The 24383-nt window shown below is 67.3% G+C and carries 19 protein-coding genes and 1 pseudogene; 17 read left to right on the top strand and 3 right to left on the bottom strand.

Translation table 11 applies throughout. The features are described from left to right. The first annotated feature begins 162 nt into the window (after window positions 1-162). The 6 genes from D9T14_RS07690 to D9T14_RS07665 all read left to right on the top strand — a co-directional run bounded on the left by D9T14_RS07690 (window position 163) and on the right by D9T14_RS07665 (window position 6887). Window positions 163-660: an FAD synthase family protein gene (locus D9T14_RS07690; RefSeq protein WP_119161796.1), complete on the top strand. Its 498-nt coding sequence runs from the start codon at window positions 163-165 to the stop codon at window positions 658-660. Further along, window positions 657-1412: a CDP-alcohol phosphatidyltransferase family protein gene (locus tag D9T14_RS07685; RefSeq protein WP_119161797.1), complete on the top strand. Its 756-nt coding sequence runs from the start codon at window positions 657-659 to the stop codon at window positions 1410-1412. The genes D9T14_RS07690 and D9T14_RS07685 overlap by 4 nt, the downstream gene beginning before the upstream one ends. 1 nt (window position 1413) lies before the next feature. After that, window positions 1414-2364 carry a glycosyltransferase family 2 protein gene (locus tag D9T14_RS07680; RefSeq protein ID WP_119161798.1) on the top strand — a complete coding sequence of 317 codons (951 nt, stop codon included), beginning with the start codon at window positions 1414-1416 and terminating at the stop codon, window positions 2362-2364. Further along, a complete protein-coding gene (locus D9T14_RS07675; RefSeq protein ID WP_119161799.1) occupies window positions 2361-4223 on the top strand; it encodes a hypothetical protein in 1863 nt (620 codons plus the stop codon). Before D9T14_RS07680 ends, D9T14_RS07675 begins: the two co-directional genes overlap by 4 nt. Further along, the gene (locus tag D9T14_RS07670) at window positions 4210-5448 is read left to right on the top strand and encodes a glycosyltransferase family 2 protein (RefSeq protein ID WP_197720579.1); all 1239 of its coding nucleotides are present in this window, start codon (window positions 4210-4212) and stop codon (window positions 5446-5448) included. Before D9T14_RS07675 ends, D9T14_RS07670 begins: the two co-directional genes overlap by 14 nt. A 116-nt stretch (window positions 5449-5564) precedes the next feature. After that, window positions 5565-6887, top strand: coding sequence for an O-antigen ligase family protein (locus D9T14_RS07665; protein WP_121592107.1), 1323 nt, complete (start codon window positions 5565-5567; stop codon window positions 6885-6887). On the opposite strand, the gene D9T14_RS07660 is transcribed toward D9T14_RS07665, so the two are convergent. Continuing rightward, the gene (locus D9T14_RS07660) at window positions 6823-7443 is read right to left on the bottom strand and encodes an IMS domain-containing protein (protein ID WP_119161801.1); all 621 of its coding nucleotides are present in this window, start codon (window positions 7441-7443) and stop codon (window positions 6823-6825) included. The two genes, D9T14_RS07665 and D9T14_RS07660, sit on opposite strands and share 65 nt — an antisense overlap. A gap of 73 nt (window positions 7444-7516) precedes the next feature. Here D9T14_RS07660 and D9T14_RS07655 point away from each other — a divergent pair, with 73 nt between their 5' ends. From D9T14_RS07655 to purQ, 5 genes and pseudogenes are all read left to right on the top strand, one after another. Further along, the gene (locus D9T14_RS07655) at window positions 7517-9022 is read left to right on the top strand and encodes an oligosaccharide flippase family protein (protein WP_119161802.1); all 1506 of its coding nucleotides are present in this window, start codon (window positions 7517-7519) and stop codon (window positions 9020-9022) included. 268 nt (window positions 9023-9290) lie between these two features. Continuing rightward, entirely contained in the window at window positions 9291-12866 is a 3576-nt protein-coding gene (locus D9T14_RS07650) for a fibrinogen-like YCDxxxxGGGW domain-containing protein (RefSeq protein WP_197720578.1), read from the top strand. Window positions 12867-12869: 3 nt separating this feature from the next. Continuing rightward, window positions 12870-13643, top strand: a complete 774-nt coding sequence (locus tag D9T14_RS07645) for a WecB/TagA/CpsF family glycosyltransferase (protein WP_119161804.1) — start codon at window positions 12870-12872, stop codon at window positions 13641-13643. A gap of 55 nt (window positions 13644-13698) precedes the next feature. Further along, window positions 13699-14859, top strand: a pseudogene (locus D9T14_RS07640) (phosphoribosylaminoimidazolesuccinocarboxamide synthase). 1 nt (window position 14860) lies between these two features. Further along, window positions 14861-15535, top strand: a complete 675-nt coding sequence (gene purQ / locus D9T14_RS07635; protein ID WP_119161807.1) for a phosphoribosylformylglycinamidine synthase subunit PurQ — start codon at window positions 14861-14863, stop codon at window positions 15533-15535. A 78-nt stretch (window positions 15536-15613) separates the two neighbouring features. Here the strand turns inward: purQ and D9T14_RS07630 are convergent, their stop codons facing one another. Next, the gene (locus D9T14_RS07630) at window positions 15614-16600 is read right to left on the bottom strand and encodes a sugar-binding transcriptional regulator (RefSeq protein ID WP_119161808.1); all 987 of its coding nucleotides are present in this window, start codon (window positions 16598-16600) and stop codon (window positions 15614-15616) included. 222 nt (window positions 16601-16822) lie between these two features. Between D9T14_RS07630 and D9T14_RS07625 the strand changes: the two genes are divergently transcribed. The 5 genes from D9T14_RS07625 (at window position 16823) to D9T14_RS07605 (ending at window position 21984) form a co-directional block, all read left to right on the top strand. After that, window positions 16823-18175, top strand: a complete 1353-nt coding sequence (locus tag D9T14_RS07625) for an MFS transporter (protein WP_119161809.1) — start codon at window positions 16823-16825, stop codon at window positions 18173-18175. Window positions 18176-18215: 40 nt separating this feature from the next. Beyond that, complete coding sequence (locus D9T14_RS07620) at window positions 18216-19598, top strand: four-carbon acid sugar kinase family protein (RefSeq protein ID WP_119161810.1); 1383 nt, start codon at window positions 18216-18218, stop codon at window positions 19596-19598. Next, window positions 19582-20616, top strand: coding sequence for a 4-hydroxythreonine-4-phosphate dehydrogenase PdxA (gene pdxA / locus D9T14_RS07615; RefSeq protein ID WP_119161811.1), 1035 nt, complete (start codon window positions 19582-19584; stop codon window positions 20614-20616). Before D9T14_RS07620 ends, pdxA begins: the two co-directional genes overlap by 17 nt. Before the next feature lie 157 nt (window positions 20617-20773). Then, a complete protein-coding gene (locus D9T14_RS07610) occupies window positions 20774-21211 on the top strand; it encodes an RpiB/LacA/LacB family sugar-phosphate isomerase (RefSeq protein WP_119161812.1) in 438 nt (145 codons plus the stop codon). A 26-nt stretch (window positions 21212-21237) separates the two neighbouring features. Continuing rightward, the gene (locus D9T14_RS07605) at window positions 21238-21984 is read left to right on the top strand and encodes a triose-phosphate isomerase family protein (protein ID WP_119161813.1); all 747 of its coding nucleotides are present in this window, start codon (window positions 21238-21240) and stop codon (window positions 21982-21984) included. A gap of 156 nt (window positions 21985-22140) precedes the next feature. On the opposite strand, the gene D9T14_RS07600 is transcribed toward D9T14_RS07605, so the two are convergent. Then, on the bottom strand, window positions 22141-22872 hold the full coding sequence (locus tag D9T14_RS07600; RefSeq protein WP_119161814.1) for a FadR/GntR family transcriptional regulator: 732 nt from the start codon (window positions 22870-22872) through the stop codon (window positions 22141-22143). Window positions 22873-23053: 181 nt separating this feature from the next. Between D9T14_RS07600 and D9T14_RS07595 the strand changes: the two genes are divergently transcribed. Next, complete coding sequence (locus D9T14_RS07595) at window positions 23054-24358, top strand: MFS transporter (protein ID WP_220451978.1); 1305 nt, start codon at window positions 23054-23056, stop codon at window positions 24356-24358. Window positions 24359-24383 lie beyond the last annotated feature (25 nt).

Here is a 24383-nt window from a genome sequence, read left to right as displayed (position 1 = left end):
ACCCTATCCGCTGAGGACGCCCGAGGCGGGAACCGCTCGCTGGCCTGTTGACTAGTCCATTGTGAGCAGTCTGTGGGGATACTTTTGTCAATATCGATAAGTTTATGAATAGGCTATGGATTATCTGTCGATCGAATAATTCGTGTCTGGCAGAATGGCCGCGTGCACTCCCTCGAAGAGAAGAAAGGCCGCGTCACGGGCTATGTTCCCGGCGGCTTCGACATGTTCCACATCGGACACCTCAACGTCCTGCGCGCTGCCCGCCAGCACTGCGATCGCCTGGTCGTGGGCGTCGCGGCCGACGAGTCGCTCTACCGCATGAAGGGCCGTATGCCCATCATCCCGCTGCGCGAACGCTGCGAACTCGTGGCCTCCCTGCGATTCGTCGACGCCGTCGTGGTCGACCTCGACCAGGACAAGCGCCTCGCCTGGCGCCTACAGCCCTTCGACATCCTGTTCAAGGGCGACGACTGGAAGGGCACCCCCAAGGGCGACAAGCTCGAGGCCGAGATGGCCGAGGTCGGTGCCACCGTGTTCTACTTGCCTTATACGCCGAGCACGTCCAGTACCAAGCTGCGCCGGTTCATCGCCCCCGAGGACTTCGCCGACGAGGACGTCCTCGGCGAGGAGGCCGTGCCGAGCGGGGTGCAGGGCAGGTGAGTGCCACGAAACCAGAAGCCGCTACCGAGGCCTGGGGGCAACGCTTCAGTCGCTATCGGGCCGAACTCGACGCGGCACAGAAACCCGGCAACGGCGTCCCCGCCTACACGCGCTGGATCAACCGTCGTGGCGCGCGCCTCGTTGCCGCCTTCGCCGCCGCCACCGGGTGGACGCCGAACAACGTCAGTGCGATGTCGTTCCTGCTGTCGGCCGTCGGCATGGCCGTCCTCGTCGCCAGCCGGCCCGCCGCATGGGTCGGTGTCGTGGTCGCCGTGTTCCTGGCGCTCGGCTATCTGTTCGACTCCGCGGACGGTCAGGTCTCGCGCGTCACGCACGCATCGAGCAGGACCGGGGAGTGGATCGACCATGTCGCCGACGCCTTCCGCTCCCCGGCGATCCACCTGTGCCTGGCCATCACCACGGTCATTCACACCGACCGCCTCTGGTTCGCGCTCGTGGCCGTCGTCTACGCATGGATCACGTCCGGCCAGTTCCTCTCCCAGATCCTCGCCGAACAGTTCGTGCGCGCCGCCGGCCGCAAGCAGACCCGGGGCGGCACCATGCGGTCGTTCATCCTGCTGCCGACCGATCCCGGCACCCTGTGCTGGTCCTTCGTCCTGTACGGCCTCGGTGCGCCCTTCATCGTGGTCTACACCCTGCTCGCCGGCATCGCCGTCTGTCATTCGCTGCTGTCGCTGAGCCGCCGTTACCGTGATCTGCGGGCCCTCGACGCGGCCGCCCGGGAGGGTTGACGTGCCACGCCTGTCCGTTCTCCTGCCGGCCCGCAACGCCGAGTCCACCGTCGCGAAGGCGGTGCGTTCGACGCTGTCCGCCATGCCCGCCGACGCCGAACTCGTCGTCGGCGACGACGGCTCCAGCGACCGCACCGCCGAGCAGGTGCTGGCCGGCGCCACTCGCAGGGGCGTCGTCGATCCCAGGCTGCGTCTGGTCGAGGTCGTTCCCGGGGCCGGCGGCATCACGCGCGTCCTCACCCAGCTGCTCGAGGCCTCCGACTCCGAGCTGGTCGGGCGCATGGACGCCGACGACATCTCACTGCCGGGCCGCTTCAGCGCCGCGCTGAGGTGCCTCGCGCGTGGCGACGACATGGTCTTCCTGCAGCAGATCGAACTCCGCGAACCCGCAGGCGGCGGGGCAGGCCGCAGGATCGTGCCCCGCGTGCCCTATCCGATCGGCCCCGACGAGTTCGGCCTGCACCTGCTGCTGACCAACCCGGTCTGCCACCCCACCATGGTGGCGACCCGGGACCTGCTCGACCGGGTGGGTGGCTACCGCGAGGTGCCCGCCGAGGACTACGACCTGTGGCTGCGCTCCGCTGCGGCCGGCGGGCGCCTTCGCCGCCTCGGCCGCTGGGGCATCGTCTACCGCGTCCACTCCGCCCAGATCACCGCCTCGGGGCAGTGGCGGAACGCCTCATGGGCCGATGAGCGACAGGCCCAGGCCTTCGCCGATCTCTCCGAGCGACTCACCGGCGTCCGCCTGAGTAGGATCGTCTCAATGAGTAATCTGACTGGTGCCGAGCGCGAGGCCGAGATGGCCCGCTTCGCCGCCGCCGTCAGACCGCCCATCGAAGCCCTCGGCTCGCGGCGGGCCGCCGGCCTCATCAGACGCCTTGAGGCCCGCCAGTCCTGGTTGCGCAACCAGAAGAATCCTTCCGGGCAGAACCTCCAAGGAGAGACCGAATGAGCATCCTCACTCCGCCTCCCACTGGCGGCCCCCAGATTCTCTGGCACGAGCTCCAACGCCGCTGGAGGGAGATCGTCACGGGTGTTCTCCTCGGCGGCCTGCTCGCCTCGGTGGCGATCCTCATCCTGCCCAGCACGCACAGTGCGGCATCGAGCGTCACCATCACATCTCCCTCACCGACCCCCGAGCCGGCCTCGCGCACCTCACTGTCCAGCACCGACATGGTGACCGAGAAGGGAATCGCCACGTCAGGCACCACATTGCGCCAAGCCCTCAACTCCATGGACACGGGAGATCTGACCCTCAGTGACCTCAAGTCCGGTCTCAAGGTCGAGGGCGACACCAATGGCACGGTCGTGACGATCACCTGGTCGGGTAGTAGCCGTGACCAGGCTGTCGCGGTGGCCAATGCGATCACCGCCGCCTACATCGATCAGCGCACGGCCCTCACTCGTCAACGCGCCGACGAGATGGCGAAAGCCATCACCGATCGGATCGCGAGCCTGAACGAGGAGGCCGCCAGGCTCGACACGGGTTCCTCCGCCGGCCAGACCCGCGCCGAGACGATCCGGACCGAGATCGCCGATCTGACCAAGCAGCAGGACCAGCTCGCCGCGTACAACGCCACGGCGGCCCGGGTGATCACCGGCGCCGAGGACTCCCCGGACATCGTCAGCCCGCCCAGGATGAGAACCATCGCGATCGGTCTTCTCGTCGGTCTCGTCGCGGGTTTGGCCATCGGGCTCGTCCGTGAGCGCCGCGAGAAGCGAGTGCTCTCGGCCCGCCAGCTGTCCGATCTGACCGGTCTGCCCGTATGGGGAGCCCAGGACGGGGTCGCGCCGGAGGCCCAATGGGACGCACCGGCCCAGCTGGCGGCCCTGTCCATCGGGAAGAGATCAGATCTCATCATCATGGCGGACGGCGCCGATCCCCGCGCACTCGCCTTCACCCAGGCGCTCGACCGTGCTCGCGAGGCTCAGTCCGCCACGCCCCCGATCTCCATCGACCGCCGTATGCCTCTCGCCGAGATCATCGGACGGCTCGGGGACGGAGGCCGCATCCTCATCGGAACCGCCACGGGTGCCTCCCTGGGAGAACTGCACGCCCTGCTCGACCAGCTCAACATCGCTGATCGTGATGTCACAGGCCTGGTCCTGTTCGACGGCGAGATTCCTGTAGCGCCTGCTCAGGTCATCGGCCAGCGGCCCCAGGGCCCTGCTGCGCCATGGCAGCCTCCGGCACAGGCCCAGCAAGACGTCCAGCCGCCGCAGGCAACACCCCAGACCCCTGTCGCCGAGTCCTGGCGGGCGGTGTCCGGGGCAGCCGGGTCCTGGCGGGCGGTCTCCCAGCCCCACACGGGTGGCCTCATGGATGCGCTCCTGACCGAGGAGCCTCAGGGACCCTTCCCGGCCGATCAGCCCCAGCGGCTGTCGTTGGTCGGCGAGTTCGACGAGCCGATCTCGGCGGGCGAGCCTCAGCGGCTGTCCTTGGTCACCGAGTCCGACGAGTTTCCGCCGGCCGAGGAACCACAGGGCGAGCCTCAGCGGTCATCGCCCGATGAGCCTGACGTGCCCACTCCCGCCTCTGCGGAGGAGACTCGACCAGCCGATGCCGAGCCCGAGGGCGCTGCTTCCGTCGACGAGCCCACGGTGCTGGTCCCTTCCCTGTACATCGCAGCCGAGGAATCCGCGCAACAGGAGGAAACCGCCATCGCCGATGAACCCGATGCACAGGAGACGGGACGTGTCACCGAGCACAGGCCCCGATCCTCCGTCTCGCGCCCCAACGTCAAGTCCGCGGCGAGCTACAGCAGGATGATCCGGCGTCAGAACCGAGGGAGGAAGTATGCCGGCCGCTGACAGGCCCCACGACGAGGTCGACGAGGCCGGTTCCCGCATCGTCCAGTGGGATCGCTCAGCCGGCCGGATGACAATCATCAGCGACTTCGGTCAGGCCACCACCCTCGTTCTCGTGCGCGACGGCACCCGTACGGCCGGCGCCGTGACGATCGCCACCGGCCAGGACATCACCACCGCCCCCGAGGTGCGGACGCTACCGGCGGCGCCCGACCGCGGCTGGCGTGAGGGCGCCGGTGCGGGACTGCCCGCCTCGGTGGTGCTGTGCACGACGGGCGGCTGTGATCTGCTGCGTCCCGCCGTTGAGGCCGTCCTGGCCCAGACGCATCCGGATTTCGAGCTCATCGTCGTCGACAACGCTCCGAGCACGGGTCGGGTGACCCAGGCGCTCGGCGATGTCGAGGACTCGCGTTTGCGTATCGTCGAACAGCCCGTCAAGGGTCTGTCCCAGGCCCGCAACGCCGGAGTCGTCGCCGCGACCCGCCCGTTCATCGCCTTCACCGACGACGACGCCATCGTCGACGCCGGCTGGCTCGTCGCCCTGCTCGACCCCTTCGCCGCCGACTCCGGTCACATCATCGGTGCGACGACCGGCGTGGTCCTGCCCGCCGAGCTGCGCTACCGGGCCCAGCGCTGGTTCGAGTCACGCGGCGGCTTCCCCAAGGACGACGCGCCGCACGTGTGGGCGAGCGGCCCGATCCCGCGCCCGGTGCGTGACTTCGGCGCCCCCGGCGAGGGCGGCCCTCTCTACCCGGTGACGACCGCCCGCGTGGGCGCCGGCGTCTGCATGGCCTACCGGGCCGAGGCGCTGGCCGAGGCCGGCCGATTCGATGTCGCACTCGGCGCGGGCACCCCGACCCGTGGGGGAGAGGACCTCGACATGTTCGCGCGCGTGCTGCGGGCGGGGTGGGTCATCGTCCACACCCCGGACGCGGTACTGCACCACCGCCACCGCAGGGACGAGGCCGGTCTGGACACCCAGATCCGCGGCAACGGCTCCGGCATGGCGGCGCTGCTCACCAAGTCGGTGCTCGAACGCCCCAGTACGCTGCTCACCCTGGCCCGCCGGCTGCCCGCCGTGGCCGCCCGCCTCAGGCCGGGTTCTGCGCGGGTCGCAGGGGCGGACGACGACACGCCCGGTTCCCTCACCAGGTCCGAGGTCAAGGGCTTCCTCGAAGGGCCGGTGCTCTACGCCCGGTCGGCCTGGTCGGCGAGGCAGACACGGTGAAGGCTCGGCGAGCACTCACGAATGGCCGCTGGGGCGGCCCATCCGCTCACGGGCGCTGGCAGCGGCCTGTGGCCCAGGGGTCATGGCGCCACCCAGCGGCCGACATGGCGTCCGGGGTGACGAGGCTCGAGGCACAGTCCCTGCCGGCCTGGCCTTTCGTCACCGCCTTCGGCAGCTACATCGTCTGCTGGTTCATCGGCGTCGGCGACATGGTCTGGCCGATCATGGCCACCGTCATGCTCGTCCTCATGGTACGGCGCAGAGGCCTTCAGCTGCCTCGTGGCTGGTCCATCTGGGGTTTCTTCCTGCTCTGGGCGACCATCTCGATCGTCCAGTGCGACACCACCGGGCGCGCCATCGGCGCTCTCTACCGGCTGGCGATGCTGCTCGCCGCGACGATCTTCGCCTTCTACGTCTACAACGCGCGAAACACCATCACCCTCCACACCGTCGGCGCGACGATGAGCCTGTTCCTGCTGTCGGCAGTGATCGGGGGATTCCTCGCGATGATCGCGCCCAAACTCGAGATCAACACGCCGCTGTCCTATGTCCTCCCAGGCGCGCTCAAATCGAACAGCTTCATCCACGAGCTCGTCTACCGCTCCACCACCCAGTGGAACGAGAACCCGTGGATACCGACGGATCCGCGCCCGAGCGCCCCGTTCGTCTACGCGAACACCTGGGGGAACGTCTTCTCCCTCATCTTCCCCATCGCCCTGCTCTACGCGGCCCAGCTGTGGCGTGAGTACTCGCCGTATCGCTGGCCGGTGGCGGCCCTGGTGGCGATCTCGGTCGTCCCGGCCGCTGCAACACAGAACCGCGGCATGCTCGTCGGTCTGGGGATCATCGCACTGTGGGTGGGTGTCCAGCAGGCCCGCGCCGGACACACCCGCCGGGTCCTCGCGGGCACTTTCGCCGTCCTCATCGGCGCACTGGCATGGGTCGTCTCGCCGATGGGCCAGTCGCTGTTCAACCGCGTCCAGGTCAGCTCCTCCACCGAGGACCGCCTCATCAACTATCTCGAGACGGTCACCACGCTCCGGGATTCGCCGCTGCTTGGTTTCGGTGCCCCGCGTCCGTCCGAACTGCCCTGGCTCCCCTCATTGGGTACCCAGGGGCAGTTCTGGACGGTCCTGTTTGCGCATGGCATCGTCGGCGCGATCCTGTTCATGGGAACCTTCGCCGCGGCTGCCGTCTATGCATGGCATTCCACCGATGTCTTCGGGGCGGTCCTCGGCGGAATCGCGATGGCGACGCTCGTGGAGTCGTTCTACTACGGGATGATCACGGGCATGATGGTCTCACTCGTCGCCGTCGCCCTTCTGGTGCGGCAGCGTGAGACGGGTGAGACCTTCGGCCCGCGGCGGGGGAAGATCAGCACGTCGGATCCTCGGGGAAGGTCTCGCTGGCGATCTTCCACGAGCCATCAGGATTCGTGAGCGTGAAGATGGTTCGTGAGCGCTTCGGCTCCGAGGCGCGCAGATCGGTGCCCTGGTCGTTGACCACCTGCACCGATGAGGAGTCGACGCAGGCCTCGACCTCCATGCTCGTTCCGTCGTCGGAGGTCCCGATGATCCGCGCGTTCTCGATCGTCGGAGCACCATTCTGGTGCACACCCGTCTTCATGAATTCCTCGGCCTGTGCCAGGTACGCATCGAGAGCGCTGTCGGTGAGTACATCGGACAGATCGGCGGGATTGCCCGGATCGGACAAGGCCGAGGCGGTGCGGGACAGCGCATCCAGCGTCGTGTCTGCGGCCTCATCCTCGCTGAGCGGGGTGACGGGAGCGGTGCGCTCTGGTGAGGGTGAGGGGCTCTCGTCGGCGCTGCCGGAGATCGTGGCAGAGGGATGGGGCGAATCGTCTGTGCTGTGAGCCGTCTCCTCTGACCTGGCCCCCAGAACACGAGTGGCCACGACGACGAGGATGAGCAGGAGCACCGCGGAGGCCGCTGCGATGAGCAGCCGTTTGCGGGGACGATCTGTGGAAGCAGACATGGGACACCAATCAGTTGGGCGGTAATGGAGTGGTAACAGGGCTCAGATGCTACCCCAGTGCGAGGATAGTTGAATGAGTGAACACAAAGAGGATCGTAGGGCGCTGGCGCGGGGCGGCCTCATCGGTTTCGCCGGGGCCGCCACGAGCGCCGTGCTCGGCTTCCTGCTCTCGGTCCTGCTGGCCCGCCTGCTCGGCTCGGCCGGCTCGGGCATCGTCACGCAGGCCATCGGCGTCTTCTCCCTCCTCATGGCCATGGCCAAGCTGGGTTTCGACTCGGCCGCGATCTACCTCATGCCACGCCTGCGCATCAGCGGCCCCGAGGAGATCCGCTCCTGCCTGACCTACATGGGCACCGTGACGCTCGGCATCTCGCTCGTCGTCGTCCTCGTACTCGAGATCGTCGCTCCTCGTATCTGGGGTGGCGACGATCCGTCGGTGCTCAACGCCATCCGAGCAGTCATGTGGTTCATTCCCGTCGGCTCCCTGACCGTCGTCGCAGCAGCGGCGCTGAGGGCCCTCGGCAATATGCGCGAGTACGTCCTGGTGCAGAACATCACCCTGCCGGTCCTGCGCCCTGTCCTCGTCGCCGTGGCCGTCGGGTTGGGCGGCTCGCTCACCATCGTGTCGGTCTCCTGGGCGCTGCCGTTCGTCATCGTCCTGCTGCTCAGCTGGTTCCTGCTGCTGCGCCATCTGCCCGCCGAGGCCGAAACCGGACCGCAGCCCCGCTGGCCCGCTGCCCGGCGGCGCCGCGCCATCATGGGTTTCGCCCTGCCACGCACCCTCTCCGCGGCCCTTGAGCAGGGGCTGACCTGGCTCGACGTCCTCATCGTCGGCGCTCTCGCCGGCAATGCGGCGGCCGGCATCTATGGCGGGGCGAGTCGCTACATCCAGGCCGGCCTCATCGTCGACACCGCTCTGCGCCTCGTCGTCTCGCCGCAGTTCAGCAGGCTCATGCACACGAACAGGATGGCCGAGCTGCGCGCCCTCTACTCGACAGCGACGATCTGGCTGGTGCTCTTCGCCACCATGATCCACCTGCTCATGGCGATCTTCGCGCCCTGCCTCATGCTCGTCCTCGGCCCGGAGTTCCTGTCCGGCTCGGGGGTGCTCGTCATTCTGTGCTGCGGCGCGATCGTCACCTTCTGCGCCGGCAACATCCACTCGCTGCTCATCATGAGCGGGAGGAGCGGCTGGGCGGCCTTCAACAAGACCGTCGTCCTGGCGGCGAACATCATCGGCAATCTCGTCCTCATCCCGATCATGGGCATCAACGGGGCCGCCCTCAGCTGGGCCGCGTGCATGGTCATCGACGCAGCACTGGCCACGGCTCAGGTCGTCCACTTCCTCGACGTGCGGCCGAGCCTCCTCGACGTGCTGCGTCCGCTTGCCGGTGTCGGGGTCAGCGTCGGCGTTCCTGCAACTCTTGTTGCCATCGCTCTCGGCAGAGATTCTCTGCTCGGCCTGGGGCTCGGGGTCGGCCTCTCGCTCATCTGCTTCGGCCTCATGTGCCGGCTCCTGAGGGAGCCATTGCACTTGTCAGGACTCGGTTCAATGCTAAAGTCCAAGACTGGGATGTGATCGGGGTAACCCCTAAGGGTTCATTCATAAGTAATCCTAAGGTTGATCCCACCGCCATGACAGGTTTTCATGAACCACTGAGGGTGGCATGATAGGCGCGTAACGCAGTCACAGGACTGCCCAACAGCACCCTCCTGAGGAAGAAATGCGCCTGAACCGTAAACCCTGGACGGCTCTTGCCGTCCCTCTCATGGTCGCCGCGTCGGTCATGACGAGCTTCACTCCCGCTGCTGCGGATCCAGACACGAATGCCGATGCCAATGCGCCTGTGACTGCGAGTGTCAAGGCTCTGGCCCATGACGGCAAGAGCGAGGCCACTGCGGCCGCGTCCTGCTGGGAGATCAAGAAGAACGATCCCAGCTCGAAGGACGGAACCTACTGGCTCCAGACTCCCGCCATGAACGAGCCGAAGCAGTTCTACTGCGACCAGACCACCGATGGTGGCGGTTGGGTCATGATCGGTCGCGGCCGCGATGGTTGGGAGACCCATACTCAGGGCTGGGGTGACCAGTCCCTGCTGCTCAACCGTGACCGCTCAGGGAAGAACCTGAACGTCGCCCAGTTGCCCGTCGACACCGTCAATGGCCTGCTGAACAACAAGCCGGTCTCGGAGACTGGCTATCGCGTCGTGCGCGCCGCGAACGCGCAGGGCACCAGCTGGCAGACCGTTGACATCAAGCCCAAGCAGACCAAGGGCTGGGTCTGGCCCTTCAAGACCTATACGCACTACAATGCGCGCTTCGACAACGGCAGCTGGGACGCCGAGAACACGATGAACCAGCTACTGCCAAGCTCCTGCAGGAATAACGGCAATTCGTGGTGGCGTGGATGGAATAGTTGTGACTACAACCACTCTCTCGCACTCGATGCCAACTCTCGCGTTGGCTACCGGGCCGGCTGGGGCTATGCGAACGAGACCAGGAAGAGCTCTGGCACCTTCATTACCCAGGTGAAGAGTGGTGGCAGCTACCAGCCCTTCGCCGAGGTCTATGTCCGTCCGGAGACCACCTCGAACGACAAGGGCTTTACCACCATTGCCGATACCGGTAGCCCGGCCAAGCCCTCGCGCACCGACAAGGCACCCTCCGAATACGCACAGAAGACGAGCTGGGGCGTGAGCGGCAATCTCACCGGCTCGGTCGCCGAGGGCAGCATCCAGGTGCAGTCCTTCGCCCAGATCGGCGACACCATGTTCGTCGGCGGCAACTTCAAGGGCGTAAAGAAGGGTGCCAATGGACAGGAGCAGGCCACCTCTGCGCTGGCCGCCTTCAATGCGACCACTGGTGAGTGGAAGAGCAATCTGACGTTCACCTTCGACAACCAGGTCCATGACCTGCTGGCCCTGCCCAATGGCAAGCTCCTTGCCGCAGGCGACTTCACGAAGGTCAATGGCGCCTCGCATGCGGGCACCGTTGTCATCGACCCCGCCACCGGTGCGGTGGACGAGTCCTGGGACCTGCAGATCGTCAACCGCATCTCGAACGGCGCGACGAGCGTGAAGACCCTCGCCACCGACGGCACCCACGTCTACCTGGGTGGTACGTTCACCCACCTGTCCGGGAAGGGAGTCCAGAACTCCTACGGCCGTTCCGCGGCGCGTGTGGACATGACGGGCAGGCCCGATCGCTCCTGGAACCCCGAGTTCAACGGCTCGGTCTGGGGCTCGGACGTCGACAAGACCACCGGCAAGTACTTCGCAGGCGGCTACTTCTCCAAGTCGAAGCAGACCAAGGTCGAGTGGGCCGCCTCGATCCTCACCACCTCCGATGCCCAGCTAGACAACTCCTTCAAGTTCGAGAGCTCGGTCACGACCGACTTCTACAAGCGTCAGTACCCGAAGAAGTCCTACCAGCAGGCGGTCAATGTCGCCGACGGCAGGGTCTACTTCGGTGGTTCGGAGCACAACCTCAACGGCTACGACACCGCCACGATGAAGCGCCAGTCCGGCTCCATCACGCTGACCAATGGCGGTGACATCCAGGCCATCGAGTCGCGCAATGGCGTCACCTACGCCTCCTGCCACTGCTCCGACTTCACCTACGAGAACGCCTACAGCTGGGACAATCTGCCCGGTGAGCCCTGGACCCAGGCCGACCCGATCCGCTGGTTCGGCGCCTGGGACAGCGCCACCGGCAAGCAGCTGAACTGGACCCCCTACAATCTGAGCTCCACCCGCTCCACCGGAGCCTGGGGCCTCAAGGTCTCCGACAGCGGCATCCTGTGGGCCGGTGGCGACTTCAACAGGTCGTACACCTCGCCCAAGAACACGCAGTGGAACGGCGGCTTCGTCCTCTACGGCCCGCGGGACAACGAACCCACGGAGGCTCCCGGCCAGCTACGCGTCACCAATTCCGCCACGGACAGCGTGACTCTTGCCTGGAACGGTGTCGCCGGCGCCACGAAGTACCAGGTGCTGCTCGATGACCGTACGATCGCCACGACGACGAGCACCACGGTCACCGTGCCGCGGGCCGGTAACCAGCGTTACTTCGTGCGCACCGTCGACGACAACGGCAATGTGAGCGCCTCCTCGCGTGTCGCTGTCGCTCCCGAGGCCGGCAAGATGGACGAGGCCAACCCAGTCCTGCTTGAGGACAACGCGACGTGGTCGTACCAGTCCAGCGACACCGTTCCCGCCGAGAACTGGAACGCCGCCGACTACGACGCCGCCTCGTGGTCCACGGGCGCCGCCCCCATCGGCTACGGCGATTCCGCACTGAACACGACGGTCACTCCGGCGCAGGCGGCCATGCAGCGGCCGATCACCACCTACTTCCGCAACAAGTTCACTGTCAGCAACCGTGAGTCCATGGGGGGCGTGTCCGTCTCCTACGTGGCCGACGACGGTGCTGTGGTCTACATCAATGGGAAGGAGGTCAGCCGCACCCGTATGAGTGAGGGTGCTGTCAAGGCCGACACCCGGGCCAACAAGGTCATCAAGACAACGGACGCCCGAGCCGACCGCACGGTTGTCACGGTCCCAGCCGATCAGCTCGTCGATGGGGAGAACACCATTGCCATCGAGACGCACCTGAACTACCGCTCCAGCGCCTCCATGACGATGCAGGCCATGGTGACCCGCGTCGACCAGGCCGACATGCCGGCCCAGGCCGTCTCGGAGCCGGTGGATGACGCCTTCGGCTCTGAGGACGACGGCGCCATCGAGGACGAGCCGTTCGAGGGCGAGACCGCCGAGGACGAGGGCACCGCGCCCGAGACCAACCCCGAGGGCGACATCGCCGATGAGGGTGCGGAGCGGCCTGAGACCACTGAGCCTCTTGCGCCGGTCGACGCCAAGGACGCCACCGGTGAGGTGATCGAGGCCGGTTCGCAGTGGTCCTATCGCTACGAGACCACCAAGGCCGAGGACGGCTGGAACGACGCCGCCGACCTCAGCGAGTGGAAGACCGGCGCCGGCCCGATCGGCTGGGACAACAGGAACAGCGAGATCAAGACCCCGCTCGAACGGGGCCTGGCCAGGACCGCCTACTTCAGCCGCGACATCGACCTGGGCGCCGTCACCGACAGCACCAAGCTGATCCTCAAGGTCAGGGCCGATGACGGCGTGGTGGTTCACGTCAATGGCGTCGAGGTCGGCCGGATGCGCATGAAGTCCGAGGACACAAATGGCGATGGCAAGCCCGACAATGTGATCGAGTTCACCGACAGTGCCACCCAGGCGGTTACCACCGTCGAGGCGAGCAAGGACGAGAACATGCTCACCATCGAGGTCGACTCCTCGGTGCTGCGTCAGGGCGTCAACCGCATCGGTGTCGAGACCCACACCAACTACATGCAGACCCCCTCGCTCACCTTCGACGCGACAGCCACCCTGGAGCGCTGACAGATGACGAACCGGCATGGAACTGGTCTGGACCGGGCCTTCCTCACGCGCTTCGCGCGTGAGGCGGCCCGGCCGGGGGCCGTCGTCACCTGGCTGAACCACTGGTCGCTCCTGCACGCCGATCTGCACGCCCTGAGTCGAATGGGACTCATCGGTTTCGACGGCTCACTTCTGCAGATGGTGCTGGGCCGTCACGGTCACAGCGTCGGGCGCAGCTCCGCCGATCTGGTGCTGCCGATCGTCCTGAAGGAGATGCTCGCCCCGGACGACCGGGTCGCCCTCATCGGCGCTGCCCCCGGCGTCGCGGCGAGTGCCGCGGCGCACCGCTTCGGTGATCGTCCCGTGATCGCCTTCGACGGCTACGACGAGCTCAAGGCCCTCAAGGACGATCCGTCGCGCCTCATCGACTTCGACCCCCGACTCGTCGTCGTCGGCCTCGGCGCCGGGCTGCAGGAGCGGGTCGCGCTACAGGTCCACGAGTGGCTGCCCAACGCCTCGGTCGCCACCGCCGGAGGCTGGATCGATCAGCTCAACCGGGCTGAGCAGTACTTCCCCGACTGGGTGCATCGCCTGCGCCTGGGCTGGGCATGGCGCATCGCCCACGAGCCCCGCCGCCTGCTCGGCCGCTACACCGTGGAGGCCGTCCAGTTCATGGCCGCCTCGGGAGTGCTCGTCAACCAGCTCGAGGGGATCGGATCCTTCACTGAACTGGGTGTCGAGCGCTCACGATCAGTGCACACTGCAGCGCCGCCCTTCGGCGATCTGGTTGCCGCGTAGAAGCTCCGGGCCTTTCCGGCGTGGGGAGGGGAAGCCATCGGCATAGGATGGGGCCGTGACTGACGCCCATTACGCAGATCTTGGTCTCCCTCTCATCCACGCCGGAAAGGTTCGTGAGCTCTACTCGCTGCCCGACCAGCCCGGGCGGATCCTCATGGTCGCCACCGACAACATCTCGGCATTCGACTACGTCCTCGATTCCACGATCCCCGACAAGGGCGTCATCCTCACCCAGCTCTCGCTGTGGTGGTTCAACCACCTGTCGGGCATCGTCGCGCATCACGTGACGAGCACCGACGTGCCCGAGGCCGTCAGGGGCCGTGCGGTCATCGTGCACGAGCTCGACATGATCCCCGTCGAGTGCGTCGCGCGCGGCTATCTCACCGGTTCCGGCTGGCAGGAGTACCAGGAAACCGGCACGGTCTGCGGGGTGCGCCTGCCCGAGGGGCTGCACGACGGCTCCCCCCTGCCCGAACCGATCTTCACGCCGGCCATGAAGGCCCCTGTCGGTGAGCACGACGAGAACGTCACCTTCGACGAGATGGTCGACCGCCTCGAGGTGCCCGCGGACGGTGAGCAGATCCGCAGTCTGACGCTGTCCCTCTACCGTGCCGCCGCACCGGTGGCCCGCAGGCAGGGCATCATCCTGGCCGACACCAAGTTCGAGTTCGGCAAGCTCTCGGACGGACGCATCGTGCTGGCCGATGAGGTGCTGACGCCCGACTCGTCCCGCTTCTGGGACGCCAGGGCCTACGACGAGGACGGCACGCTGGTCAGCTTCGACAAGCAGTACCTGCGGAACTGGCTGCTCAACGAGTCGGGCTGGGACCGTGCCTCCGGCGCCAGGCCCCCTGCGCTGCCCGACGAGATCGTCGAGGCGACCCGTGCACGGTACGTCGAGGCCTACGAGCGCCTGACCGGCGAGCACCTGGTCATCTGACGGCATTCCTCGCACGATAGGGTTCTTGACATGTCACGAGTTGTTGTCGACGTCATGCCCAAGCCGGAGATCCTGGATCCCCAGGGCAAGGCCATCACCGGGTCGCTCCAGCGTCTCGGCTTCGAGGGCCTGTCGGTCCGGCAGGGCAAACGTTTCGAGATCGAGGTCGCCGGCGACCTCACCGATGAGCGTCTGGACCAGATCCGTGACGCCGCCGAGAAACTGCTGGCCAACACGGTGATCGAGGCCTTCACCGTCCGTGTCGAGGAGGACTGACATGGTGCGGATCGGGGTCGTCACCTTCCCCGGCACCCTTGATGATCAGGACGCGTTGCGTGCGATCAGGATCTGCGGCGCCGAGCCGGTCGGCCTGTGGCACGCCTCCGACGATCTCCAGGGCGTCGACGCCGTCGTCCTGCCCGGCGGCTTCAGCTACGGCGACTACCTGCGGTGCGGTGCCATCGCCCGCTTCGCGCCGGTCATGGACCAGGTCATCGCCCAGGCCAGGCAGGGCATGCCCGTTCTCGGCATCTGCAACGGTTTCCAGGTGCTGTGCGAGTCGCACCTGCTCCCCGGGGCGATGATCCGCAACGAACACCGCAAGTTCATCTGCCGTGAGCAGCGTCTGCGCGTGGAGACCAATGACACCACGTGGACCTGCGCCTTCACCCCGGGTGAGGAGATCAGCATCGTGCTGAAGAGCGGCGAGGGCAACTACATGTGCGACGACGACACCCTCAAATCGCTCCAGGACAACAACCAGATCGTCTTCCGCTATCTCGGCAACCCGAACGGGTCCCGCGACGACATCGCCGGCGTGACGAACGAGAACGGCAACGTCGTGGGCCTCATGCCCCATCCCGAGCACAACGTCGACGAACTCGTCAGCACCTCACTCGACGGCCGCCGGTTCTTCGAGTCCGTCCTGCAGTTCCTCTCGGCGCGCGTCTGAGCCGGCAGGGGGCCGCGCCTGGGGCAGGTCGTGCCGTGGTGCCGGCCTGCCTGGGGACGCTGGGGACCGCCCCGGTGCTCAGCGGTTGACGATGGCCCGGGCCGTCGCGGCGTCCAGGACAACATCGGTCATGAGCCCGGCGTCCAGGACCGTGCTGATGGCCGGGGCCTTGGCCGGGTCGGCCGCGACGAGCAGGCGCTGCCTGATACGGCGCAGCTCGTCGAAGGGCAGCCCCGTCGAACGGTCGTTGACGCTGATCTGGTCGGTGCTGGCGTCGGTGCGGAAGAAGATGCCGCCCAGATTGCCCACGACGTGCTCGCGCTCCATCTGAGCCATGTCGGCGCTGGTCAGGTAGCCGGAGTCGTACAGGTGGCCGGGCAGGTCGCCGTCGGGCGTGCCGACGCTCGTCAGCAGCAGGTCGGCGCCGGCCCGCAGCGACAACACCTGCTGGATCGACTTCTCCTGCCACATCGCGGCCCGGGTGCTCGCCGAGTCGAAGAACGCCGGCACGGGGAAGTAGTGCACCCGGGCGTCGAAGGCGCTGCCGATGCGGTCGAGGATGAGGCTGGCGTAGTTCGTGCCGAGAGTGGCCACATTGCCCGAGCCGTGCAACTGGACGACCTGCATGCCGGGGACGGGGTGCGGACGCAGCTGCAATGAGATGTTCTCGACTGTGCTGCCCCAGGCGACGGCCAGGACCACCCCCGGCCGGACGAAGGCATCCAGCCACGCCGCCGCCTGGCCGGCGACGGCCAGCATGCGCGCCCCGGCCTTCTCCGGCTGGTCGACGGGGGCGACGGTGGCCCGCACCCCGTAGCGCTGCTCGACCTGGCGGCGCAGCTGGTCGGTGGGGTTCTCCTCCCGGTGCACGGTGAACTGGATGACACCCGTCTGGCGGGCCCTGGCCAGCATGCGCGAGACCGTGGAGCGTGAGACGCCGAGTTCGGCGGCGACGTCCTCGACCTTCTTGCCCTGCACCCAGTACAGCTCTGCCGCATCGGCCAGTCTGGCCCGCTCGACCGGGCGCATGGCCCTGAACGGCTTGTTCGGTTCTTCGCTTGTCATGGCGACGGCTTCCTGGGTTCGGAGGGCAACTGGTGCGAGGTCTCGTCCCGAGACAACCCAAGAGTAACGCCCCACTGTCAACAATGGTACATTTTCTCATGTCATCCCCGATATGGACCTGGTATGGCGTTAATAGTGGGAAATTGTGTAAGCTGCAGCTGCATTGAGGGTCCTCCCCGAACTGCTTCACACCGTTCGTCACTCACACAACGAGGTACGTGCATGTCATCGCCGACATCCATCGCGACCGGGCGTCCCACTCACTACCGCTGGGTCGTCCTTGCGGTCATCTTCATCACCTACGTGATCTGCATGGCGGACCGCTCCAACATCGGGGCCATCCTGCCGATGATCAAGGGCGAGTTCGAGATCTCCAACTTCGCCTCCGGTGCCATCTCGAGCTTCTTCTTCCTCGGCTACGCGATCTCGCAGATCCCGGCCGGCCTGCTCATGACGAAGAAGGGCACCCGGCACATCGTCTCGCTGGCCGTCCTGCTCTTCTCGATCATCACCTTCTGCATGGGCTTCGCGACCACCGCCGTGGCACTGCTCGTGCTGCGCCTGCTGCTCGGCCTCATGGAGGGCCCGACCCCCGTCGGCATGACCTCGACCGTGAACGCCTGGTTCCCGCCCAAGGAGAAGGGCACCGCCACCGGCGTCTACATCGCCTCGACCCAGTTCGCGCCGATCATCGTGCCGATCATCGCCGTCGCCCTCGCCAACGCCCACGGCTGGCGTTCGGTGTTCCACTGGTTCGCCGTCCCCGGCATCGTCATGGCCGTCGTCTTCTTCTTCGTCCAGCGCACCCGTCCGAGCGAGTCCAAGCACGTCAACGCCGCCGAGCTCGCCCACATCAACGACACCAGCGTCGCCGGGAGGAAGAAGACCGACTTCGGCGACATGGGCTGGATCGACCGTCTCATCCGGCTGCGCGACGTCAAGCCCCTCGACACCAACGGCAAGGTCCTGCGGTCGTGGAACATCTGGGGCAATACGATCGCCTACTTCTTCATGAACAACGTGCTCTACGGCATGCTCACCTGGATCCCCTCGTACCTGGTCGCAGCCCGCGGCTACAACTTCATCAAGATGGGTTTCGTCGCCTCCGCGCCGTCGATCGGCGGACTGGTCGGCGCCCTCATCGGCGGCATCGTCTCCGACCGGGTCTTCCGTGGCCGCCGCAAGCCCACCATGCTCATCACCGCCCTCATGACCGCCGTCATGATGGTCATCGTGCTCGTCGTCCCGCAGAACACCGTCCTCGTCGTCGGCTCGCTGGTCCTGACCGGTTTCTTCCTCAACATCGGCTGGCCCATGTTCACCGCCTATGCGATGAACCAGACGACCGACAAGACCTACCCCTTCGCCATCTCGGTCATCAACTCCGGTGGCAACCTGGGCGGTTTCTTCGCCCCGATCATCGTCGGTGCCCTGCTCGACGCCTTCTCCGGCAACTACACGGTGGCCTTCAGCTACTTCGTCGTGGTCCTGCTCATCGGCCTCGCGCTGATCCTGACCCTCACCGAGGCCCGCCCCCAGCCCAAGGCCGAGACCGCCGCTGCGGCGCGGGCCTGACCTCTGCAACGATGGACCCTGCACAAGGAGGTGCCGCGAGATGGCCAATGTTGGAATCGTCGCAGACGATCTGACCGGCGGGACGACGGTCGGCGCGCTCATCGCCCGCGAGGGCGTGCCCGCCACCGTGTTCTTCGACCCGTCGTACGTCGAGACGACGCCCCTGCCCGACAACGCCGCGGCGATCGTCAGCACCGATTCGCGCGCTGCGGCGGCCGAGGTGGCCTACGAGCGGGTGCGCGCGGCGACCCGGACCCTCAGGGGCAGGGGCGCCACGATGTTCGCCAAGCGCATCGACACCACGGTCCGCGGCGGCGTGGGCCCCGAGGTCGAGGGCATGCTCTCCGCGCTCGGACCCGACTACATGGCGGTCATCGTGCCGGCCATGCCCCAGTCGCGTCGCGTCGTGCTCGAGGGCTATTCGCTCATCGACTCGGTGCTCCTGACCCGCACAGGCGTCGCCCAGGACGTGCGCACGCCGGTGCTGGAGGCCCATCTGCCCACCCTCTTCCGGGGGCAGTTCAAGGCGAAACTCGGCCACGTGAACATCAAGCCGGTCATGGCCGGCAAGCAGGCCATCAAGCACGAGCTCGTCGAGCTGCGCCGCGAGGGCACCAGGATCTTCCTCATGGACGCGCTGAGCATCGACGACGTCGACCAGATCGCCCAGGCGGTCGTCGAGCTCGGCTGGAAGATCGTCTGCGTCGACCCGGGCCCGTTCACCGACCGCGTCGCGGTGCACTCGGGGGCCATCCAGCCCACCGAGGTGCCGCAGCGCGTCACCCGCGTCGACCCGGTGCCGGGCGAGAGCGGCACGGTGCTCGTCGTGGCCGGCAGCGCCACCAAGGTGACGCACGACCAGATCACCAGGCTCACCGAGGAGCCCGGGGTCGTCACGCTCTCGATCGACGTCCTGGCGATGCTCGACAAGGACACCGGCGTCTACGAGGCCGAGTGCCGCAAGGCCGAGGCCGAGGCCAGGCGGCTGCTCGACGAGTCCGCCACGGCGCCGCGCGTGATGGTCTGCGCGCTCGACAGCGTCTACGAGGGCACCACCACCCCGAAGGCCGTCATGGAGGAGCTGTCCGGCCTCACCGGCCCCGAACCCGCCAAGCAGCTCACCGTCCGCTTCGGCGGCCTGGCCCGGCGCGTCCTGGACGTGATCGGCAAGGAGGACTGCGCCGGCCTCTACCTCACCGGTGGCGACGTCATGGTCGCCGGCTGCGAGGCCTTCGAGGCCAAGGGCATCACCCTGGTCGACTACGTCATCCCGCAGATCGACCAGGGAATCATCACCGGCGGCCCCTACGAGGGGCTGCCCGTCGTCTGCAAGGGCGGTCTGACCGGCACCGAGGTCACCGCCATCCAATCCGTCAACCGAATCCTCGACGAAAGGATGCGCACTCATGGCGCACACGCGTAAACCCGTCATGGCGATCACCATGGGCGATCCCGCCGGCATCGGCCCGGAGATCACCCTCAAGACCGTCCAGGACAAGCGGATCTACGACATCTGCGATCCCCTCATCATCGGCAGCGCGGACTCCCTGCGGCAGGCCGCCGAGATCCAGGGGGTCCAGGACCTGAACCTCAACCTCATCACCGAGCCCGAGCAGGCCCGCAACGAGTACGGCACCATCGACCTGCTCGAGACCGGCGTCGAGCCGGACGCCCGGATCGAGTTCGGTCAGATCCAGGTCGCTGCCGCCAGGCGGGCCTACTCCTACATCGAGAAGTCCATCGAGCTCGGCATGGCCGGCCGGATCGACGGCGTCTCCACCGCCCCGATCAACAAGGCCGCGCTCAAGCAGGCCGAGGTGCCCTACATCGGCCACACCGAGATCTACCAGGCCCTCACGAACTCCCCGTACGCCCTGACGATGTTCAACGTGCACAAGCTGCGCGTCTTCTTCGTCAGCCGCCACGTCTCGCTGCGCGAAGCCTGTGACCTGGCCAACCACGACCGCATCCTCGAGTTCCTCAAGAACATCGACACCGAGCTGAAGAAGTTCGGTTTCGAGCACCCGTCGATCGGTGTCGCGGCCCTCAACCCGCACGTCGGCGAGGGCGGCCTGTTCGGCACCGAGGAGATCGAGCACATCGCCCCGGCCGTCAAGGACGCCCAGGCCCTCGGCATCAACGCCCACGGCCCGGACTCGGCCGACGCGATCTTCGCGTTCAACCTGGACGGCCACTACGACGCCATCTTGTCGATGTACCACGACCAGGGCCACATCGCCTGCAAGACGCTGGACTTCCAGAACGCCGTCACGCTGACCCTCGGCCTGCCGTTCATGCGCAGCTCGGTCGACCACGGCACCGCCTTCGACATCGCCGGCAAGGGCATCGCCCAGGGCGAGTCGATGATCGAGTCCACCCGCGTGGCCGCCGTCTACTCGCAGATGCAGATCGACGCGAAGGCCAGAGCGGAGCAGCCCTGAGGCGGGCCGGTCCGCCCCGCCCTGCTCGCTCATCGTCCTATAGGGTTGACGGCGAGACCGGCACGGAGGCCGGTGCCCACCGTCAACCGCGGGGCGGTCCCAGAGGCACTCAGTTCACCCGCGCATCGTCCGTGACGAGGAGAGGACACACCACATCATGAAGCTCATCTTCGGCTGCGATCCCAACGCCACCGAGTTCAAGAAGGATCTGATGGCCAAGGCCGTCGAACTCGGTCACGAAGTCGAGGACTACGGCTCCGACGACCCGATCTACGCCAATGTGGCGACCCAGGTCGCCGAGGACGTCGTGGCCGGCAAGGCCGACCGCGGTGTCGTCGTCTGCGGCACCGGCATCGGCGTCTCGATCGCCGCCAACAAGGTCAAGGGCGCCTACTGCGCCTGCGTCGCCGACGTCTACCAGGCCCAGCGGGCCACCCTGTCGAACAACGCCAATCTCATCGCCATGGGCTCGCAGGTGCTCGGCATCGAGACCGCCAAGGTCCTGCTGGAGAACTACCTGGCCAACGAGTTCGACCCCAACTCGCGCAGCGGCGTCAAGGTCGCCCGCATCTGCGAGTACGAGGACGAGCACTGAGCGGTGCCGGGAGCCGGGGGTCTGACATGAGTGAACCGATCGTCGCGGTGAGCCTCAAGATGTATTTCGAACGGGCCCGCACGCTCGACTACGCCCGTTCGCTCGTCGAACTGGTCGCCGCCGAACAGGGGCTGTCGGAGGACGTGCGGATGGCAGTCCTGCCCGACTTCCTCACCACCGCCGAGGCCGGGGCGATCCTGGCGGGCTCGGGCATCGTGCTCGGCGCCCAGGACCTCTGCCAGGACGACCGCGGGGCACGCACCGGGGAGGTCTCCGGCGCCGACCTGGCGGCCCTCGGCGTCCGGGTCGTCGAGGTGGGCCACGCCGAGCGCCGCACGATCTACCGCGAGGACGACGCCATGGTCGCCGCGAAGACGGCCGCGGCCGCCCGCAACGGCATCATCCCGCTGCTGTGCATTGGTGAGGCCGAGCGTTCCACCGAGGAACAGGCGGCGGCCGGGTGCATCGCCCAGGTGCGCTCGGCGCTGGCCGATGCGCAGCCGGCCGAGCTCTGGCTGGGCTACGAGCCGCACTGGGCGATCGGCGCCCCGGCGCCGGCCCCGTCCGAGTACGTCTCGGGTGTGTGCCGCCTGATCCGCGAGGGCCTCGGCGACGTGCCTGGCCTGAGCCTGCTGTACGGCGGCTCGGCCGGCCCCGGTCTGCTCGGCACCCTCGACCCGGCGATCGACGGCCTCTTCCTGGGCCGCTTCGCACACGACCCGGCCGCGTTCGTCTCGGTCGCCAGGGAGGCACGCGAACGCGCAGCGTCCTGAACCGACGGTCGTCTCATCGCACGAGGGGCATCGGCGGGAGTCACCGGCCCGAGGGCTGGCGGCTCCCGCCGATGACATCTCCTGCGGGCCCGAGCGGTCTCGTCGCATCGGGGCGGTGCCCCTGCGGGGTATCGTTGCCGGGTTCTCGCCAGGGCGTCACATCTGGGTGGTGAGGCGCCTCGTCGCGGTCCTCATGTGGGCGCGCATGGCCTGCTCGGCGGCCTCGGCGTCGTGCCTCTCGACTGCTCGCAGGATCTTCTCGTGCTCGCCCAGGGAGTCGACGGCGTCGTCCACGCTGCTCAGCGCCCGGTCCATCCAGATGCTCAGCAGCGTGCGGCAGGTGCGCAGCATGTCGGCCGCCAGGGTGTTGCGGCAGCTGTCGGCCAGGATGACGTGGAAGCGGTAGTCGAGGGGGATCGCCAGCTCCACGTCCGGCAGCGCCTCGCGCATCGACGCAATGTTGTCCTGCAGCTGGCCGATGGCCTGCTCGTCGGCCCGTTCGGCGGCCAGCCGCGCCGACTCGACCTCGAGTGCGGACCGCACCTCGAGCAGCTGCTGCGTGTCGTGCTCGCCGAGCAGCATGCCCCAGGTCAGTGTCTTGGGCAGCAGGTCCGAGGTCGTGCCACGCACATAGGTGCCGGCCCCGGGCCGGACCTCGACCAGGCCCAGCAGCTCGAGGGCGGCGAGCGCCTCGCGGACGGCGGAGCGGCCCACACCGAGTTTCTCGGCCAGTGCGCGCTCGGGCGGTACCCGGTCTCCGGTCGACAGCGGGCCGCTGCCGAAGTGCGCCAGCAGGTGCTGCGCGACCTCGGCGGCCGTGGTCCCGCGGGGGAGCGCGGACATCTCCTGGAGGAACTCGTCGGCCGGACCGGATGCGTAAGCGGGCATGCCGTCAATGTACTAGGAGTGACCCGGCGGCTCGCGACCCAGAAAAACCCACATGTTAACCGGTTGACAGGTTTGCCGGTGTTCTTCTAATCTCGTCTCACACCGGCGCCGCGCAGCGTTGCGCGAGCCGTCCGAACGATGACGAGGAGGTCACGTGTCGAGTGCAACAACAGTGAACCCGGTGGCTGAGAAGTCCGCGGTTCACAAGATCTCCGTGCGACTGGTGCCGTTCGTCGCACTGATGTTCTTCATCAACTTCCTTGACCGCACAGCGATCGGTTACGCGGGACCCAATGGGATGCAGCAGGACCTGGGCATGACGGCCGCCCAGTTCGGTCTGGCATCGGGGGTGTTCTTCATCGGCTACATCATCCTCGAGGTCCCCTCGAACCTGGCGCTGCACAGATTCGGCGCCAGGGTCTGGCTGTCGCGCATCATGGTGACGTGGGGGATCGTCGCGGTCCTGTTCACCTGGGTCCAGTCCAGCGGCCAGCTGTACGCCCTGCGCGTCCTGCTCGGCGTCGCCGAGGCCGGCTTCTTCCCCGGCGCCATCCTGTTCCTGAGCATGCTGGTGCCCTCGCAGCACCGCAGCCGCACCCTCATGCTCTTCTACCTCGCCCAGCCGCTCACCAGCGTGGTCGGGGCACCGCTCGCCAGCTGGCTCATCCAGCAGCACGGCGCCCTGGGGCTCGAGGGCTGGCGCTTCATGTACCTGTGCGTCGGCGCCCCGGCCGTCATCGTCGGCGTCATCGCCTTCTTCTACCTCAAGGACAAGCCCGAGGACTGCCCATGGCTCACCGCCGAGGAGGTCGCGAGCCTTCGCGTCCAGCTTGATGCCGAGGCCGCGGCCAACAGCGGCGAGAAGAGCGAGAGGAACGTCATGGCCGCGCTCACCAGCGGACGCGTGTGGGTGCTCTCGCTCATCTACTTCGGCTTCATCTACGGCCTGTACGCGCTGAGCTTCTTCCTGCCCACGATCATCAAGGGCTTCGGCGCGCAGTTCGGCATCGAGTTGTCGATCCTGCAGCAGGGCCTGGTCACCGCCGTTCCCTACGCCTTCGCCGCCATCGCCATGAACGTCTGGTCGAGGGACGTCACCCGGCGAGGCCTGCGCAGCTGGCACATCGGGGTGCCGGCCGCCATCGGCGGCGTCTCGATCCCGGTCGCCCTGTTCGTCGGCTCCCCGGTCATCGCCATCGGGGTCATCTCGATCACGGCCATGTCGATCTTCGCGGTGCTGCCGAACTTCTGGACGCTGCCCACGCAGTTCCTCACCGGAGCCCCCGCTGCCGCCGGAGTCGCCCTCATCAACACGATCGGCAACATCGCCGGCTTCTCGGCCGGGTACATCACCGGCGCGATCCACGACTGGACCGGCGGCTACGTCGTCCCGATGTTCGTCGTCGGCGGGTTCATGATCCTGTCGGCGGCGCTCATGGTCCTGCTCGCTCGCCGCGGTCAGGTGAGGGTCGCCGACGCGGCCTGATCGCCGGAGCCACCGGAAATGAGAG

Source organism: Propionibacterium australiense, from assembly GCF_003666605.1.
Lineage (GTDB): Bacteria > Actinomycetota > Actinomycetes > Propionibacteriales > Propionibacteriaceae > Propionibacterium > Propionibacterium australiense.
Note: the sequence above shows the minus strand (reverse complement) of the source record. Positions and strands in the feature narration are given on the sequence as shown.

What these genes read in the sequence shown, in the direction of transcription:
- D9T14_RS07610 (WP_119161812.1), top strand. Translation starts at nt 20,774, where the DNA reads ATGAAGCTCATCTTCGGCTGCGATCCCAACGCCACCGAGTTCAAGAAG.
- pdxA (WP_119161811.1), top strand. Translation starts at nt 19,582, where the DNA reads ATGGCGCACACGCGTAAACCCGTCATGGCGATCACCATGGGCGATCCC.
- D9T14_RS07660 (WP_119161801.1), bottom strand. Translation starts at nt 7,443, where the DNA reads ATGTCTGCTTCCACAGATCGTCCCCGCAAACGGCTGCTCATCGCAGCG.
- D9T14_RS07655 (WP_119161802.1), top strand. Translation starts at nt 7,517, where the DNA reads ATGAGTGAACACAAAGAGGATCGTAGGGCGCTGGCGCGGGGCGGCCTC.
- D9T14_RS07625 (WP_119161809.1), top strand. Translation starts at nt 16,823, where the DNA reads ATGTCATCGCCGACATCCATCGCGACCGGGCGTCCCACTCACTACCGC.
- D9T14_RS07620 (WP_119161810.1), top strand. Translation starts at nt 18,216, where the DNA reads ATGGCCAATGTTGGAATCGTCGCAGACGATCTGACCGGCGGGACGACG.
- purQ (WP_119161807.1), top strand. Translation starts at nt 14,861, where the DNA reads ATGGTGCGGATCGGGGTCGTCACCTTCCCCGGCACCCTTGATGATCAG.
- D9T14_RS07670 (WP_197720579.1), top strand. Translation starts at nt 4,210, where the DNA reads ATGCCGGCCGCTGACAGGCCCCACGACGAGGTCGACGAGGCCGGTTCC.
- D9T14_RS07675 (WP_119161799.1), top strand. Translation starts at nt 2,361, where the DNA reads ATGAGCATCCTCACTCCGCCTCCCACTGGCGGCCCCCAGATTCTCTGG.
- D9T14_RS07605 (WP_119161813.1), top strand. Translation starts at nt 21,238, where the DNA reads ATGAGTGAACCGATCGTCGCGGTGAGCCTCAAGATGTATTTCGAACGG.
- D9T14_RS07600 (WP_119161814.1), bottom strand. Translation starts at nt 22,872, where the DNA reads ATGCCCGCTTACGCATCCGGTCCGGCCGACGAGTTCCTCCAGGAGATG.
- D9T14_RS07645 (WP_119161804.1), top strand. Translation starts at nt 12,870, where the DNA reads ATGACGAACCGGCATGGAACTGGTCTGGACCGGGCCTTCCTCACGCGC.
- D9T14_RS07630 (WP_119161808.1), bottom strand. Translation starts at nt 16,600, where the DNA reads ATGACAAGCGAAGAACCGAACAAGCCGTTCAGGGCCATGCGCCCGGTC.